Origin of the sequence: Kribbella sp. NBC_00709 (genome assembly GCF_036226565.1) — a bacterium.
GTDB lineage: Bacteria > Actinomycetota > Actinomycetes > Propionibacteriales > Kribbellaceae > Kribbella.
The window spans coordinates 8,349,404-8,363,876 of the sequence record NZ_CP108996.1 but is presented as its reverse complement, the minus strand read 5'-3'; the positions used below and the strand labels follow the sequence as shown (position 1 = coordinate 8,363,876).

The 14,473-nt window shown below is 68.5% G+C and carries 14 protein-coding genes; 7 read left to right on the top strand and 7 right to left on the bottom strand.

The window, feature by feature from the left end; genetic code table 11:
• Positions 1–4: 4 nt before the first annotated feature.
• From OHA18_RS40655 to OHA18_RS40645, 3 genes are read right to left on the bottom strand one after another with little or no spacing between them, the layout of a single operon-like run.
• The gene (locus OHA18_RS40655; RefSeq protein ID WP_329000738.1) at positions 5–1,519 is read right to left on the bottom strand and encodes an ABC transporter substrate-binding protein; all 1,515 of its coding nucleotides are present in this window, start codon (positions 1,517–1,519) and stop codon (positions 5–7) included.
• 10 nt (positions 1,520–1,529) lie between these two features.
• Complete coding sequence (locus OHA18_RS40650; protein WP_329000737.1) at positions 1,530–3,113, bottom strand: sulfatase family protein; 1,584 nt, start codon at positions 3,111–3,113, stop codon at positions 1,530–1,532.
• Between the two features lie 41 nt (positions 3,114–3,154).
• Positions 3,155–3,742 (bottom strand): PadR family transcriptional regulator, encoded by a 588-nt coding sequence (locus OHA18_RS40645; protein ID WP_329000736.1) that lies wholly within the window; start codon positions 3,740–3,742, stop codon positions 3,155–3,157.
• Between the two features lie 133 nt (positions 3,743–3,875).
• On the opposite strand from OHA18_RS40645, the gene OHA18_RS40640 reads away from it, so the two are divergent.
• From OHA18_RS40640 to OHA18_RS40620, 5 genes are all read left to right on the top strand, one after another.
• Positions 3,876–4,880, top strand: coding sequence for an acetylxylan esterase (locus OHA18_RS40640; protein WP_329000735.1), 1,005 nt, complete (start codon positions 3,876–3,878; stop codon positions 4,878–4,880).
• A 76-nt stretch (positions 4,881–4,956) separates the two neighbouring features.
• Positions 4,957–5,370, top strand: a complete 414-nt coding sequence (locus tag OHA18_RS40635; RefSeq protein WP_329000734.1) for a glyoxalase superfamily protein — start codon at positions 4,957–4,959, stop codon at positions 5,368–5,370.
• Complete coding sequence (locus OHA18_RS40630) at positions 5,367–6,317, top strand: sigma-70 family RNA polymerase sigma factor (protein ID WP_329000733.1); 951 nt, start codon at positions 5,367–5,369, stop codon at positions 6,315–6,317. The genes OHA18_RS40635 and OHA18_RS40630 overlap by 4 nt, the downstream gene beginning before the upstream one ends.
• A 10-nt stretch (positions 6,318–6,327) precedes the next feature.
• Complete coding sequence (locus OHA18_RS40625) at positions 6,328–7,083, top strand: beta-phosphoglucomutase family hydrolase (RefSeq protein WP_329000732.1); 756 nt, start codon at positions 6,328–6,330, stop codon at positions 7,081–7,083.
• Positions 7,080–9,449 carry a glycoside hydrolase family 65 protein gene (locus tag OHA18_RS40620; RefSeq protein WP_329000731.1) on the top strand — a complete coding sequence of 790 codons (2,370 nt, stop codon included), beginning with the start codon at positions 7,080–7,082 and terminating at the stop codon, positions 9,447–9,449. Before OHA18_RS40625 ends, OHA18_RS40620 begins: the two co-directional genes overlap by 4 nt.
• 6 nt (positions 9,450–9,455) lie before the next feature.
• On the opposite strand, the gene OHA18_RS40615 is transcribed toward OHA18_RS40620, so the two are convergent.
• The gene (locus tag OHA18_RS40615; protein ID WP_329000730.1) at positions 9,456–9,725 is read right to left on the bottom strand and encodes a GlsB/YeaQ/YmgE family stress response membrane protein; all 270 of its coding nucleotides are present in this window, start codon (positions 9,723–9,725) and stop codon (positions 9,456–9,458) included.
• A gap of 105 nt (positions 9,726–9,830) precedes the next feature.
• Entirely contained in the window at positions 9,831–10,649 is an 819-nt protein-coding gene (locus OHA18_RS40610) for a hypothetical protein (RefSeq protein ID WP_329000729.1), read from the bottom strand.
• A 148-nt stretch (positions 10,650–10,797) separates the two neighbouring features.
• Between OHA18_RS40610 and OHA18_RS40605 the strand changes: the two genes are divergently transcribed.
• Positions 10,798–11,901, top strand: coding sequence for a DNA glycosylase AlkZ-like family protein (locus tag OHA18_RS40605; RefSeq protein ID WP_329000728.1), 1,104 nt, complete (start codon positions 10,798–10,800; stop codon positions 11,899–11,901).
• A gap of 31 nt (positions 11,902–11,932) precedes the next feature.
• The gene (locus OHA18_RS40600; RefSeq protein ID WP_329000727.1) at positions 11,933–13,315 is read left to right on the top strand and encodes a ricin-type beta-trefoil lectin domain protein; all 1,383 of its coding nucleotides are present in this window, start codon (positions 11,933–11,935) and stop codon (positions 13,313–13,315) included.
• Between the two features lie 148 nt (positions 13,316–13,463).
• Here the strand turns inward: OHA18_RS40600 and OHA18_RS40595 are convergent, their stop codons facing one another.
• Positions 13,464–14,228 carry an SDR family oxidoreductase gene (locus OHA18_RS40595; RefSeq protein WP_329000726.1) on the bottom strand — a complete coding sequence of 255 codons (765 nt, stop codon included), beginning with the start codon at positions 14,226–14,228 and terminating at the stop codon, positions 13,464–13,466.
• Positions 14,229–14,274: 46 nt separating this feature from the next.
• Positions 14,275–14,466, bottom strand: coding sequence for a DUF1918 domain-containing protein (locus OHA18_RS40590; protein WP_329000725.1), 192 nt, complete (start codon positions 14,464–14,466; stop codon positions 14,275–14,277).
• Positions 14,467–14,473: the final 7 nt, after the last annotated feature.

The window sequence follows — 14,473 nt, the reverse complement described above, 5'->3', positions numbered from 1 at the left end:
GCCGTCACTCCTTCGGAGAGAACGAGTTGATGCTGGGCGCCACGTTGTAGGCCTGCATGGCGACCGCGGTCCTCGCGTCGCTCAGGTAGACGCTGTTCTCGCGGTACCACGGGTCGAACCAGGCGTTGTCGACCAGCCACTTGCTGACAGCCTTCATGGCGGCCGGCAGCTGGGCCTCCGGCGCGTTCTGGGCGGTAGCCAGCAGCTTGTCGAGCTGCGGGTCGCCCGCCTTGAGCGGATTCCACGGCGACTTACGGGTGACCGCCTTCTGGATGTCCTGCCACGCCGACTGGCTGCCCAGCGTCATGAACGCGACCGGGTACTTGCCGGACAGGATCTCCGGGATGACCGCGTTGGCCGGCACCTTCACCCACTTCACCTTGATGCCGATGGCCCCCAGTTGCTGCTCGATGATCGCGTTGTACTGCGCGAACCCGGGCGACTCCGGCATCGTGATCGCGAAGCCGTCCGCGTAGCCCGCCTCGGCGAGCAGTTGCTTGGCCTTGGCCGGGTCGTAGTTGTAGGTGCTGTCGAGCGCCTGGTCGTACCCGTCGCCCGCGGCGTTGAAGATCTGGGTGGTCAGCGCGCCCTGCCCGTGCGAGACGTTCTTGAGGATCGCCTCCCGGTCGAAGGCGTAGTTGATCGCCTTGCGGACGCGCAGGTCCTTCAGGGCCGGGACCAGCTTTCCGTCACGGTCCATCAGCAGCAGACCGTTCCAGTTCACCGGGGTGGTGTTGGCCGTCAGGCCGCTGCGTTGGGCATCGGCGAGGGAGTTGGTGTCGGTGAGCGTCCCGTTCACCTGGCCGGACTTGATCGCGTTCAGCCGGGCGGTCAGGTCCGTCATCGGCTTGATGACGATCTTGTCGTACGGGAAGGCGGCGGTGTTCCAGTAGCCCGGATTCCGCTTGTACGTGTAGGTGCTACCGGCAACGGTCCCGGTCTTGTCCAGCTCGTACGGACCACTGCCGACCGGCACCGTTGCCACGGTCGGGGACTTGAGCGACTTCGGGCTGGCCATCACACCGCCAACGCTGGCCAGGTAGTCGACCAGTCCCGGATCCGGAGCCTTCAGCTTCAGGTTGAGCTCGGTCGGAGACACGATCTGGTACGTCGCGATCGACCGGCTCATGTACGAGTTCTGGCCGGTCCCGGCGGCAAGGTTGGTCAGGTTGTCCTTCACCACGGTCGCGTCGAACGGCGTACCGTCGGTGAACTTCACGCCGCTCTTCAGTTCGAGGTTGAGCGTGGTGCGCTTGGCGTCGTACTTCCAGGACGTCGCCAGCCACGGCTGCAGCTTGTTGTCCTTGTCGCGGGTCAGCAAGGTGTCGAAGACCGGCGACCAGTACTGCATCTGGTTGCCGATGTTCAGCTGGGTGGGATCGAAGGAGTTGTTGTCCAGGACGGCGGCGATGGTCAGCGTCTTGGACGCGGACTGACTGGCGCCCGCGCCGGAACAGGCACCGGCGCCGACGACAAGTGCGGCAGCGGCCAGCAGGGCGCTGCAGCGGCGGATGAGCATGATCGGCTCCTTAGCGTGCGGGTGGTGCGACCGGGATGTCTGCGCTGGGCTGGAAGCCGAGCCGCCAGGTCTTGACCCAGATCGGTGCGGATGGGGTGAACGGGGTGGTGTACAGCTGCCAACGGCGGCTGTGTGCCGTTGGAGGGTCGGTTGTCCAGCCGATGAGGGAGCCGTCCGTCGAGCATGTGATCGCCACCAGGCCGTCACGGAGCTCGACCGCCGGCTCGGTGGTCCGTGGGCGCTGCCCGCCCGGATGCCACTCGGCCAGCAGGTCCCGCTCAGGTCTTCGCCCGAGGTCGCCGGTCTGCGCCAGCCAGGAGTCCAACGCATCGGTGAGCCGCTGCTGCACGTCGGCGTACTCCGGCAGACCCGCGAGGTTGTGTTCCTCGTGCGGATCGGCCTCGACGTCGTACAGTTCCTCGGGCGCACGTTTGCTGGCGGCAACGATCGAGCGCTGCAGGTCGGTGAGGATCGACGGCGGCTCGCCGACCGCCAGCTGCTGCTGTGCTTCCTGAGCGAACAGCCGCCGCAGCTCTTTCCAGGTCCACAGGTTGTCCGGGTACTCCGTGTGCCCCATCGGCGAGCGATCCGGATGCAGGTGCCGGGTGTAGCGGAACCGGCGGTCGCGGATCGAGCGGGACGTGTCCTCGGCCTCACCCATCCGGTCCCGGGCGCTCACGACGTACCCCGACCGTTGCCTCGGGCTACCATCAGCGCCGAGGATCACCTCGCCGTGCATGTGGCCCGGGACCTCGAGGCCGCACAGTGCGAGCATCGTCGGCGCCAGATCCATCAGCGCGACCGGCTCGGTGTACGTCGACCCGGCGGCGATCTTCCCCGGCCAGCGGACGATCAACGGCTCGCGGAACCCGAGCTCCGTGGCCCACCGCTTGCCGCGCGGCATCCCCAGCCCGTGATCGCTCCAGAAGACGACGATCGTGTTGTCCGCGAGGCCGTCTTCTGCGAGCTGGTCGAGAATCCCGCCGGCCCAGTGGTCCATCTGGCTGATCAGCTCGAGGTACCGCCGCCACGACGTCCGGTACACCTCGGTGTCCGGGTGGTACGGCGGGACCTCGGCCTTCTCCACCCGCTGCGCGTCAGGTGTCCTGCGCGCGAACTCGTCGTCGTCCAGGTAGATCTGCGACTCGTGCGTGATCAGGCTGTGGAAGGCCATGAAGAACGGCTGGTCTGGATTGTCCCGCAGCCGCCAGTGCGCGTGGTCGCCGAGCTCGTCGTACACCGGCTCGGGGACGTCGACCTGGAAGTCGGTGAACGCGGTGTTGCCGGTCCAGTAGCCCGCAGCGCGAAAGTACTCCGGGAGCAGCCGCACCGCCGGCGGAGGAGTGGCGCGGGTCCGCATGTGCATGGTGCCGATCGCCGCCGGGAAGCAGCCGGTGATGATCGCACTGCGCGACGGGCCGCAGACCGGGGCCGCGGAGAACGCGCGGTCGAACCGGAGACCGTCGGCGGCCAGCTGGTCGAGTCGCGGCGTACACGCCTGCTCGGCGCCGGGCCAGATCCCGGTGTAGCAGCCTAGGTGCGGATTGATGTCGTGCGTGCTGATCCAGAGGACGTTCGGTCTGGAAGTGGGCATAGCTGTGCTCCTGAAAGGGCAACTACACGGGGGTCGCGCGGTCAGTCGACCGCGCGGATGCGGCGCTGGGAGCTGCGGCTCTGCAGCTCTTCGCGGAGCTCGATGCACCAGGCGACGTGCTGGTCCATCAGCTGCGAACCGAGCTCGTGCGACCGCTCCTCGACGAAGGCCTGGAGGCCTGCGTCGAACGGCAGCTCCGGCTCCTCGGGGACGGTGCGGTCGCGATCCCGGTAGCGCTTGATCTGCAGCTGCCGGGCGAGGATCTCCCGATCCAGCAGCTCGATCACCTGGTCGGGCTGGAGGAACCCGCAGAACGCGAGGCGCCCGTAGAAGCCGGGATCCCGGGTGTAGATCGTGGTCGGGGAGTACGGCGCCGTGAGCCAGTCCATGAACACCGTGATCCCTTCGTCGGTGACCCGATAGGTCTTCGCGTCCTGGGCACCCGGCCGGGGTTCGACGGTGTGCCAGACCCAGCCGCGATCCTCCATCGACGACAGGCAGCGGTAGACCTGGCTCATCTGGGTGTTGGGGCGCAGGAACGTCCCGCGGGCGTCCATGTAGCGCTTGAGGTCGTACCCGGTGCTGGGGCGCATCAGCAGCACGCCGAGAAGGATGTGCTCGAGCTTCATGATCGCCTCCGGCCTATGACACAAGTGGAATACCCGAGAGGACACCACAAGTGGAATACCCCGTCAAGAGTTCGGCTGCTGGACACCGTTTACCGAACCGCGGCCGCTGGGCGTAGGTTTGTTGCTCATGGCCATGTTCGACCTTTCCCTCGACAAGCTCCGCGAGTACCGGCCCGAGGTGGCCGCGCCCGCCGACCTGGTCGACTTCTGGCGCCGCTCGATCGAGAAGGCGCGCACCGACGACCTGTCCGCCTCGTTCACCCTGATCGACAACAAGCTCGCGGTGATCGACACCTACGACGTCACCTACGCCGGCTTCGGCGGTACGCCGGTCAAGGGCTGGCTGCACGTCCCGGCAGGTGCCACCGGCCCGCTGCCGACCGTCGTGCAGTACCACGGGTATTCCGGCGGCAGGGGCTTCCCGCACGCGACCACGCTGTGGGCCCAGGCCGGCTACGCACACTTCGTGATGGACACCCGCGGCCAGGGCTACAGCGCCGGCGGCCTGGACAGCACGCCGGACGACACGCCGTACGCCGGTCTCAACCACACGCCGGGCTTCATGACCGCGGGCATCACCGACCCGGAGACCTACTACTACCGCCGCGTGTACATCGACGCGGTCCGCGCTCTCGAAGCCGCTCGGACGTCGCCGTTCGTGGACGCGGACAAGATCATCGTCACCGGCGGCAGCCAGGGCGGCGGCATCTCGATCGCCGCGGCCGGCCTCGCACCGATCGCCGGGATCGAGCTGCTCGGCTGCGCACCCGACGTACCGTTCCTGTGCCACTTCGAGCGGGCGCTGCAGATCACCGACAAGGACCCGTACGGCGAGATCTCGCGGTACCTGAAGGGGTTCCGGCAGGACGTGGACGCCGCGCTGCGGACGCTGAGCTACTTCGACGGCGTCAACCTGGGCCGGCTGGCCACAGCGCCCGCGCTCTTCTCGGTCGCCCTGATGGACGCCACCTGCCCGCCGTCGACCGTCTTCGCGGCGTACAACCACTACGCGAGCGACCAGAAGGACATCGAGGTCTACCACTACAACAACCACGAGGGCGGCCAGACGTACCAGCAACTGGCCCAACTCGACTGGTTCGCGAAGATCTTCGAGAAGAGGTCATCGACAGACCGATGAGTTTTCGGTGCGGCTGTCGTTACACGGTCATCGATGTCGGTCAGACTGGACCGACCGGGACCGCGGGAGGCCGCAGATGGACTGGAAACTCGAGCTCGTGATCGTGCCGGTGTCGGACGTGGATCGGGCGAAGAAGTTCTACACCGACCAGCTCGGGTTCGCCGAGGACGTCGACCACCGGGCCGGAGACTCGTTCCGGGTCGTGCAGCTGACGCCGCCGGGGTCGGCGTGCTCGATCACGATCGGCACCGGGCTGAGTACGGCGACGCCGGGCAGCTACCAGGGCACGCACCTGGTGGTGACCGACATCGGGGCGGCACGGGCCGAGCTGGTCGACCGCGGCGTGGAGGTCAGCGAACCGTTCCACTTCGGCGCCCAGGGCAAGCAGGACGGCCTGCACCCCGACCGCTCCGACTACGGCACCTTCCTGTCCTTCGAGGACCCGGACGGCAACGGCTGGACGGTCCAGGAGGTAGGACGCAAGCCGTGACAACACTGGAGGAGGCGGCGTTCGCGGGTGACGAGACCGCGTTCGCCGCCTTGGCCGGGCAGTACCGGCGGGAGCTTCACGTGCACTGCTACCGGATGCTCGGGTCGTACGACGAGGCCGAGGACGCCGTGCAGGAGACGCTCCTGCGGGCCTGGCGTGCCCGCGACGCGTACGACGGCCGCACGTACTTCCGGGCCTGGCTCTACAAGATCGCGACGAACATCTGCCTGGACGTCGTACGCCGGCCGACCGCGCGAGACCTGGTGTGGTTGCAGCCGTACCCGGATCGGTTGCTCGACGAAATCGCTCCACAAGCGAATCAGCCCGACGCGGTCGCAGTCGACCGGGAGACGATCGAGCTGACGTTCCTGATCGCGCTCCAGGCCTTGCCTGCTCGACAGCGCGCCGCCCTGATCGCTCGCGACGTACTCGGCTGGTCGGCGGCGGAGACCGCCGGAATGCTGGAGACCAGCGTGGCCGCAGCGAACAGTGCACTCCAACGGGCCCGGGTGACGATGCAGCAGCGACTGCCGGTGCGTCGGACCGACTGGAGTGCGCCGCAGCCGACTGCTCAGGAGCGGGAGGTGCTGGCGCGCTTCATCGACGCGCACCAGCGGTGTGACGCCGCCGCGGCGATCGCGATCGCGGCCGAGGACCTGCGAATCTCGATGCCGCCCGACCGGTTGTCGTTCGATGGCCTGACCGCGTGCCTGCCGCTGTTCGAGCGCGGGCTCGGACCGAACCGGGACGGCGAGTGGAGGCTGGTGCCGACCTCGGCGAACCGGTTGCCTGCGGCAGCGTCGTACCTGCTGCGCCCGGGCGACACCGTGTGGCGGGCGTTCAAGCTGGACGTGCTGCGGGTGCACGACGGGAAGATCGCCGAGATCATGACCTTCGGCTACTCCCGTTTCCCGGCCTTTGGCCTCCCGGACCGCTTGACCCCCTAATGTGGTGTTCATGCTGGGACTACCCGCGGGAATCCGGGTCTGCTTGTTCGACCTGGACGGTGTGCTCACCGATACCGCTGCCGTCCACGCCGCCGCGTGGAAAGAGATGTTCGACCTGTTCCTCCGCGACTATGCGGAGCAGCACGGGACAGCGTTCAAGCCGTTCGACGCACGCGCGGAGTACGACGCGTACGTCGACGGCAAGCCGCGGGCCGACGGAGTCCGGGACTTCCTCACCGCGCGCGGCATCACGTTGCCTGACGGGTCAGCCGACGATCCGCCGTCCGCGCTGACGGTCAACGGTCTGGGCAACCGGAAGAACGAGGCCGTGCAGCGGCTGATCCGGACCAAGGGCGTGCGGGTCTTCGAGGGCTCGCGGCGCTACCTCCAGGCCGCCGAGCAGGCCGGGCTCCGCCGGGCCGTGGTGTCGTCGAGTGCGAACACCCGCGAGGTGCTTGCGGTCACCGGACTCGCGCAGTACATCGAGGAGATCGTCGACGGTGTGACGATCCGGACCGACGGACTCAAAGGGAAACCGGCGCCGGACACGTTCCTGGCCGCAGCCAAAGGCTTCGGCGTCGACCCGGCCGGGGCGGCGGTGTTCGAGGACGCGCTGGCCGGCGTGGCGGCCGGCCGGTCGGGCCACTTCGGGACTGTGATCGGAGTGGACCGCGTCGGTCAGGCCGCCGAGCTGAAGGCGCACGGCGCCGACGTCGTGGTCAGCGACCTGGCAGACCTGCTGACCGATCTCGGGGAGGGCGAATGATCGACCGAGGCCATCACCCGATCGAGCCGTGGCGGTTGCGGGAGACCCGGCTGGCGCTCGACAAGCTGGCGCAGTCGGAGTCACTGTTCGCCCAGTCGAACGGCCACATCGGCCTGCGCGGCAACCTCGACGAAGGCGAGCCGTACGCGATCCCCGGCACCTATCTGAACTCCTTCTACGAGCAGCGCCCGCTGCCGTACGCCGAAGCCGGTTACGGCTACCCGGAGTCCGGCCAGACACTCGTCGACGTGACGAACGGCAAGCTGATCCGGCTGATGGTCGACGATTCGCCGTTCGACATCCGGTACGGCTACCTGACCAAGCACGAGCGGTCGCTGGACTTCCGGACCGGCGTCCTCGAGCGGGACGTGGACTGGACCTCGCCGAGCGGCAAGCGGATCAAGGTCCGCAGCCGGCGGCTGGTGTCGCTCACCCAACGCGCGGTCGCCGCAATCGAGTACGTCGTGGAGCCCGTCGACCAGCCCGCCCGCTTCGTGATCCAATCCGAGCTGGTTGCCAACGAGGCGCAGCCGAAGCTGTCCGACGATCCGCGCGTGGCCGCGGTGCTGGACAACCCGCTGAAGCCGGTCAGCCACGATGGCGGTGAGCACGGCGTCGTACTGATCCACCGGACCACGCGCAGCCAGCAGTTGATGGCCGCGGCGATGTCGCACGAAGTCGACACGACGGTCCGGTACGCGATGGACCAGGACGTGCGTGAGGACTGGGCACGGACCACGGTGATCGCCCACCTGCAGCCGGGCGAGAGTCTGCGCGTCGTGAAGTACCTGGCGTACGGCTGGTCCAGTCTGCGTTCGGAGACGGCGATCCGGGACCAGGTCGCGGCCGCACTCGCGAGTGCGCGGTTCTCCGGGTGGGACGGGCTGGCCAAGCAGCAGGTCGATTTCCTGGACGACTTCTGGGACGGCGCCGACGTCGAGGTGGAGGGGCATCCGGAGCTGCAGCAGGCGGTCCGGTTCGCGCTGTTCCACGTACTGCAGGCCGGTGCGCGCGCGGAGCGCCGGGCGATCCCGTCGAAGGGGCTGACCGGCGCCGGGTACGACGGGCACACCTTCTGGGACACCGAAGGGTTCGTCCTGCCGGTGCTGACCTACACGATGCCCGACGCGGCCGCCGATGCGCTGCGCTGGCGGCACTCGACGCTCAAGCTGGCGAAGGAACGCGCCGAAGTGCTGGGCTTCCAGGGCGCGGCGTTCCCGTGGCGGACGATCCGCGGCCAGGAGTGCTCCGGCTACTGGCCCGCGGGTACGGCGGCGTTCCACATCAACGCCGACATCGCCGAGGCCGTGATGCGGTACTACCGCGCCACCTCCGACGAGGGCTTCCTCGAAGAGGTCGGACTCGAGCTGCTGGTAGAGACGGCCCGGCTGTGGATGTCACTGGGTCACCACGACCGCGACGGCCGCTGGCATCTGCCCGGCGTGACCGGTCCGGACGAGTACAGCGCCGTTGCCGACGACAACGTTTTCACCAACCTGATGGCGGCCCGCAATCTGCGGTTCGCCGCGGAGGTGGCGGCCAAGCTGCCGACGACGGCCCGGGAGCTGGGCGTCGACGCCGAGGAGGAGGCCGGCTGGCGGGACGCGGCAGCCGCTGTGTACGTGCCGTACGACGCGGAGCTCGGCGTACACCCGCAGTCCGAAGGCTTCACCGGGTACGCCGTGTGGGACTTCGAGGGCTACAAGGACAAGTACCCGCTGCTGCTGCACGCGCCGTACTTCCAGCTGTACCGCACGCAGGTGGTCAAGCAGGCCGACCTGATCCTGGCGACCTTCTGGTGTGGTGACGCGTTCACCGACGAGGAGAAGGCGCGCAACTTCGACTACTACGAGCGCCTGACCGTGCGGGACTCGTCGCTGTCCGCCTGCGTGCAGGCGGTGGTGGCCGCAGAGGTCGGGCATCTGGACCTGGCGTACGACTATGCGTACGAGGCCGCGCTGATCGACATGCGCAACCTTCACCACAACACCGGCGACGGTCTGCACATGGCGTCGCTGGGTGGCGCCTGGAGCGCGCTGGTCTGCGGCTTCGGTGGGTTGCGGGACCGTGACGGCCGCCTGTCGTTCGATCCGGCGTTGCCGATCGGGCTGGGCGGGCTGAGCTTCACGGTCCGGTGGCGCGGGGTCCGATTGAAGGTGGAGATCGATCCGGTGGCGGTGAAGTACACGGTGCACAACGGCCCGGACTCCGCGATCACCTTGCTGCACGCCGGCGAGGAGATCACCGTCCGGGCAGACCAGCCGGTGGTCCGGACGCTGGAGAAGCGCCGGCCGTTGCTGCCCCGGCCGCCGCAACCGCCGGGCCGCGAGCCGCGGCCGGCGATGGCGGTCAACGAGGACGGCTGACGGTTCTTACCGGCTGATCGACGAGTTCTTGCGGCGGGCGGACAGCGACTCGGCCGTGCCGACCAGCAGCACCGACGAGATCACCGCGATGATGAAGCCGAACACGTTCAGCTCGAAGATGCTGCCGGTGCCGAGGATGCCGGCGATCGTGCCGCCGATCACCGAGCCGGCCAGGCCGAGCAGCAACGTGGCGAGCAGGCCGAGCTTCTGCTTGCCGGGCGTGAAGAGCCGGGCCAACGCTCCGATGACGAGTCCGGCGATGATGAAGCCGATCATGGCTGAAGACCTCCGAGGGGTCGAACGGTAGGACTCCAGTCTCCGGCCGCGGCGGCGCCGGCGGCAGTGGAGTTCTCCCTGAGCGGACCCGGATCCGACCCTGGGTCAGTTGCCGGCAGTGGTGATGACCAGGTCGCTGCTGGCCTGCAGCCGGGGATTCGCCTGGAGTTCGTTCAGTACTGCGGTCGCGAGCTGATCGGCTGCGTCCGGGTCACTGTGCAACAGAGCCTGGTAGCTGTTCCGGCAGGGGGAGTCGGGGCCGAGGATCGCGACGTACTGCTCGATGTCCGGCAGCGTCGCATGGCCCTTCATGACGTCCACGGTGGCCTTGGCGCACCTGATCAGCGTCGGCTGCGTCCTGGCCGCGCTGTTCTTGACCAGCAACTGGTCCGCGAGTGCCTTTGTCACGAAGTACTGCGCGCTGGTCGGCTTGTCCTGCAGGTACCGCGCGGACGCGATCTCCTTGAGGCTGTCGCTCAGTACGCAGACCGCCCACTGCGGCGGCAGCGTGATGACCTGGCTCTTCGGCATGAACGCCGGGATGTCCAGGACCCCGGCGAGGCCGCCGCTGTTGTTGACGGCGATCAGCGCCGACCGCGACGCCTGGTCCTTCGGGTTCGCGTACGGCGCGGTGATCAGCCGGCTGGTGAAGCCGGCGTCCGGCATCACGATGACCGCCATGTTGCCGGTGTTCTTGAGCAGCAACGACGTATGGCTCGGGTCGGTGCTCGCGGTCAGCGCGACGCCGTCCGCCTGCGACTCCGGTGGGAGCTGCTCGGCGGATTTCGTGCAGTCGACGGCAGGCTTGAGCGGCCCCGTCGACCGGGGCAGGACGATCGACGGCGTCGACGTCGCCAAGCCCGGCCCGCTCGAACCTTCCGCGCTCGAACAGCCGGCGACTGCCAGCAGCACTGCCCCGGACATGAGCGCCCAACCACGTATCGCCACGATGCAACCCCCTGACCCCCGAGCCCCAGGTCCCCACCTCGCTCGGCCTTCCAACCAGAATACTGTCCTAGCGGTGCCAAAGACACGTCTCCCGGTCCCGCGAGACGTGCCTTAGCCTCACTTCGTGACCCTTCATCAGTTGTCGAAGCGAGATGCCAGGCGGCTGGCCGTGCGGGCGCAGCTGCTGACGAGCGAGCGGCCGGCCGATCTGTTCGAGGTCGTGCGCGGGCTGAACGTGCTCCAGCTCGACCAGACGGCGTACGTCGCGCCGAACGCGGACCTGGTGATGTGGAGCCGGCTGGGTTCGGCGTACGACGCTGCCGAGCTGGCGGACGCGCTGGCGACCCAGGAGCTGCTGGACCTGCGCGGATTCGTCCGCCTGCCGGAGACGCTGGCGCTGTTCCGGGCCCAGATGGCGGCGTGGCCCGCGGACGGCGAGCCGCTGGACTGGCAGCGGTACCGCGACGACTGGGTGAAGGCGAACGAGGGATGCCGGCTCGACATCCTCGAGCGGCTGCGCCAGGACGGTCCGCTGGTGATGCGCGAGCTGCCGGACAGTTGCGTGCGGCCGTGGAAGTCGAGCGGCTGGACCAACAACCGGAACGTGTCGCAGCTGCTCGAGTTCATGATCCAGCGTGGCGAGGTCGCGATCGCCGGCCGCGACGGACGGGACCGGCTCTGGGATCTGGCCTCCCGGGTGTACCCCGACGACCCGGTCGTGCCGTTGGCGAAGGCCGCGCGGATCCGGGACGAGCAGCGGCTGCGGTCGATGGGGATCCTGCGGGCCAAGGGTCCCGCCTGCCCGGGCGAGCCGCTCGACGCCGGCCAGGCGGGGGAGCGGGTCGTGGTCGACGGCGTCCGCGGCGAGTGGCGGGTCGACCCGGACCTGCTCGGTCTGCCGTTCGCGGGGCGCACCGCGATCCTTTCGCCGCTCGACCGCCTGGTGTACGACCGGAAGCGGCTCGCCGAGATCTTCGAGTTCGACTACCAGCTGGAGATGTACAAACCGGTCGCGAAACGCAAGTGGGGGTACTTCGCGTTGCCGATCCTGCACAACGACCGCCTGGTCGGGAAGCTCGACGCGATGTCGGACCGCAAGGCCGGGATCTTCCGCGTCGACGCGATCCACGAGGACGCGCCGTTCTCGAAGACGCTGGCCGCGGCCGTCCACCGTGAGATCCGCGACCTGGCCAAGTGGCTTCGGCTGGAACTCGTGCTGAAGTCTTGACTGGCGGCCATGTTCACGTAAACATCACCGGGTGAGATCAACCGCCCGCAGTCTCGCCGCCGTCCTGCTGTCCCTGCTCGCGCTCGGTTCCGCGCTGTCGCTGCCCGCTGCGGCGGGTCCACCGCGGACCAACGACTTCCGCGGCGTGAACTGGGCCGATCCCCGCGACAACTACGCCCACGACGAGGTGGTCCCGTCCGGTCTGAGTACGGCGGACGACTACTGGACGACGTACCGCAAGGCGACCGGCATCGTCGGTGAGTTCCGCAAGGAGCTGAAGGCGAACACGATCCGGCTGCCGATCAACCCGTCGAGCGTCGGGACGGCCTGGTGGAACTCCTACCGCGCGGCGATCGACGCGTCGGTGGCGGGCGGATTCAAGGTCATCCTCAGCTATTGGGAGGCCGACAACGCCAAGGACGGTCGGGTCGACGACCCGGCGCAGTACGCCGCGATGTGGGACACCGTCGTGACGGCGTACGGGCGGAACCCGCACGTGTACTTCGAGCCGATGAACGAACCGTTCGGGTATTCGCTGACCGAGTGGGTCTCGCTGACGTCGGCCTGGATCGCCCGGCACCGCGACGTACCGCGGGCACGGATCGTGATCTCGGGGACCGGGTACAACGACAACGTGACCGGGGTCGGCGCGGCGCCGGAGCTGAAGGGGACGTTGCTCTCGCTGCACTTCTACGGCTTCTGGGCATCCGACACCACGGAGGCCGCCTGGCTGGCGAACCTGCGGCCGCGGATCGGTTCCTACGGCTGGCGCACCGTCATCGACGAGGCCGGCTCGCCGATGACGATCGGCCTGAACTACGGCAATCACGAGGGCAACGTGTACACGGCGTACCTCGGCGCGCTGACGCAGGTCGCGCGGGAGCAACGGATGGGGATCGTCTACTGGCCGGGTCTGCGGACCGGCGACTCGTACTCGATGACCACGCAGGTCGGACCGGCGGACCTCGAGGTGAACAGTCAGAGCGGCCGGGACCAGCTGTGGTGGGGCTGGGGCCTGCTCAAGCGCGAGCCCACCAACACGCTGCCGCCCGCACCGCCGGGTGAGCCGTTGCGTGGTGTCGCGAGCGGCCGGTGCGTCGACGTACCTGGCTTCTCGACCAGCCCTGGTACGGCGCTCGATCTGTGGGACTGCAACAACGGCGGCAACCAGTCGTGGAACCAGACCGCCACCGGCCGACTCACCGTGTACGCCGACAAGTGCCTGACCGCCGGCGCCTCGGCGGCCACCATCGAGAGCTGCACGGGCGCCGCCGATCAGGCCTGGCAGCTCAACCCCGACCAGACGGTCAGCTCGGCCACCGGCTGCCTCACCGCCGCCGGAACGGGCAACGGCGCCGCCGTTATCGTTGCCCCATGCAACGGATCCGACGACCAGAAATGGACCCGTTCCTAGGCCGCCAACCTGACCGGGACCAGCTCGGACAACCGGTGTCTGCGTTCGATCGACTGACCCCAGGTGGTCGCGGCCAGCAGGAGTACGGCACCGAGCGCGGGCCGAGTCTAGGGACCGGAGAGTCCGACGAGCCTCGGTCGAGCTGAGACTAGGCCGAGCCGCCGTTGCTCTTCAGCAGCTGGGCGTTGACCCATTGACCGTGCGCGGAGCAGAGGAAGTCGACCAGGTGGGCGGTGTCCTGCGGGGTGCCGAGGCGGCCGAGTGGGGTTTGCTCGAGGCAGGCGGTGCGGACCTCGTCGGTCATCCAGCCGGTGTCGATCGGGCCGGGGTTGATCACGTTCGCGGTGATGCCCAGGCCGGACAGTTCGTGCGCCGCCGCGAGGGTGATCCGGTCGAGCGCGCCTTTGCTGGCGCCGTACGGGAGATTGTGGACGGTGTGGTCGCTGGTCAACGCGACGATCCGGCCGGTGCCGTGCGCTCCGGTGAAGCGCTGGGCGTACTCGCGGATCAGAAGCCAGGTCGCGCGGGCGTTCACGGCGAAGTGCCGGTCGAAGCTCTCGATGGTTGTGTCGAGGATGCTGGAGTCGACGGACTCGCAATGACACATCACCAGCGCGGTGACGTTGCCGAGTTGCGCCTCGGCAGCGGTGAAGATCCGCTCCGGAGCTGCCGGGTCGACGAGGTCGGCCTCGATCGGCGCCACCGTCGCGCCGAGGCCGCTGAGTTCCTTGACGATCTCGTCGGTGGCCCCCGACTGGACACCCCATTGCATGCGGTCGTCGTACGCCGTCCAGTAGCTGAAGGCGATGTCCCAGCCGGAGGTGGCAAGCCGGCGGGCGATCCCGGCGCCGATGCCGACGGTACGGCCGACGCCGGTGACGAGTGCGACTGGGCGGGCTGCTGACTGACTCATGCCGGCGATCCTGCTGCAGGCCCGCCCGGCCGGCAACAGGATTGTTCTAGCTGTCGAGGTGCACGATGTGCGCGTCCGGACCCGGGAAGAACAATGACTCGGTGTCCGTGTCGCTCCAGTGCACGAGGTACGGCGGTGCGCCACCCGGATCGTGCACCTCGACGATCTTCCCCTCGCGCCGGTGTGCCCTCAGATGGCTGCTCTCCACCACAACCTGATCCCCTGCTACCGCTTTCACCACGCCC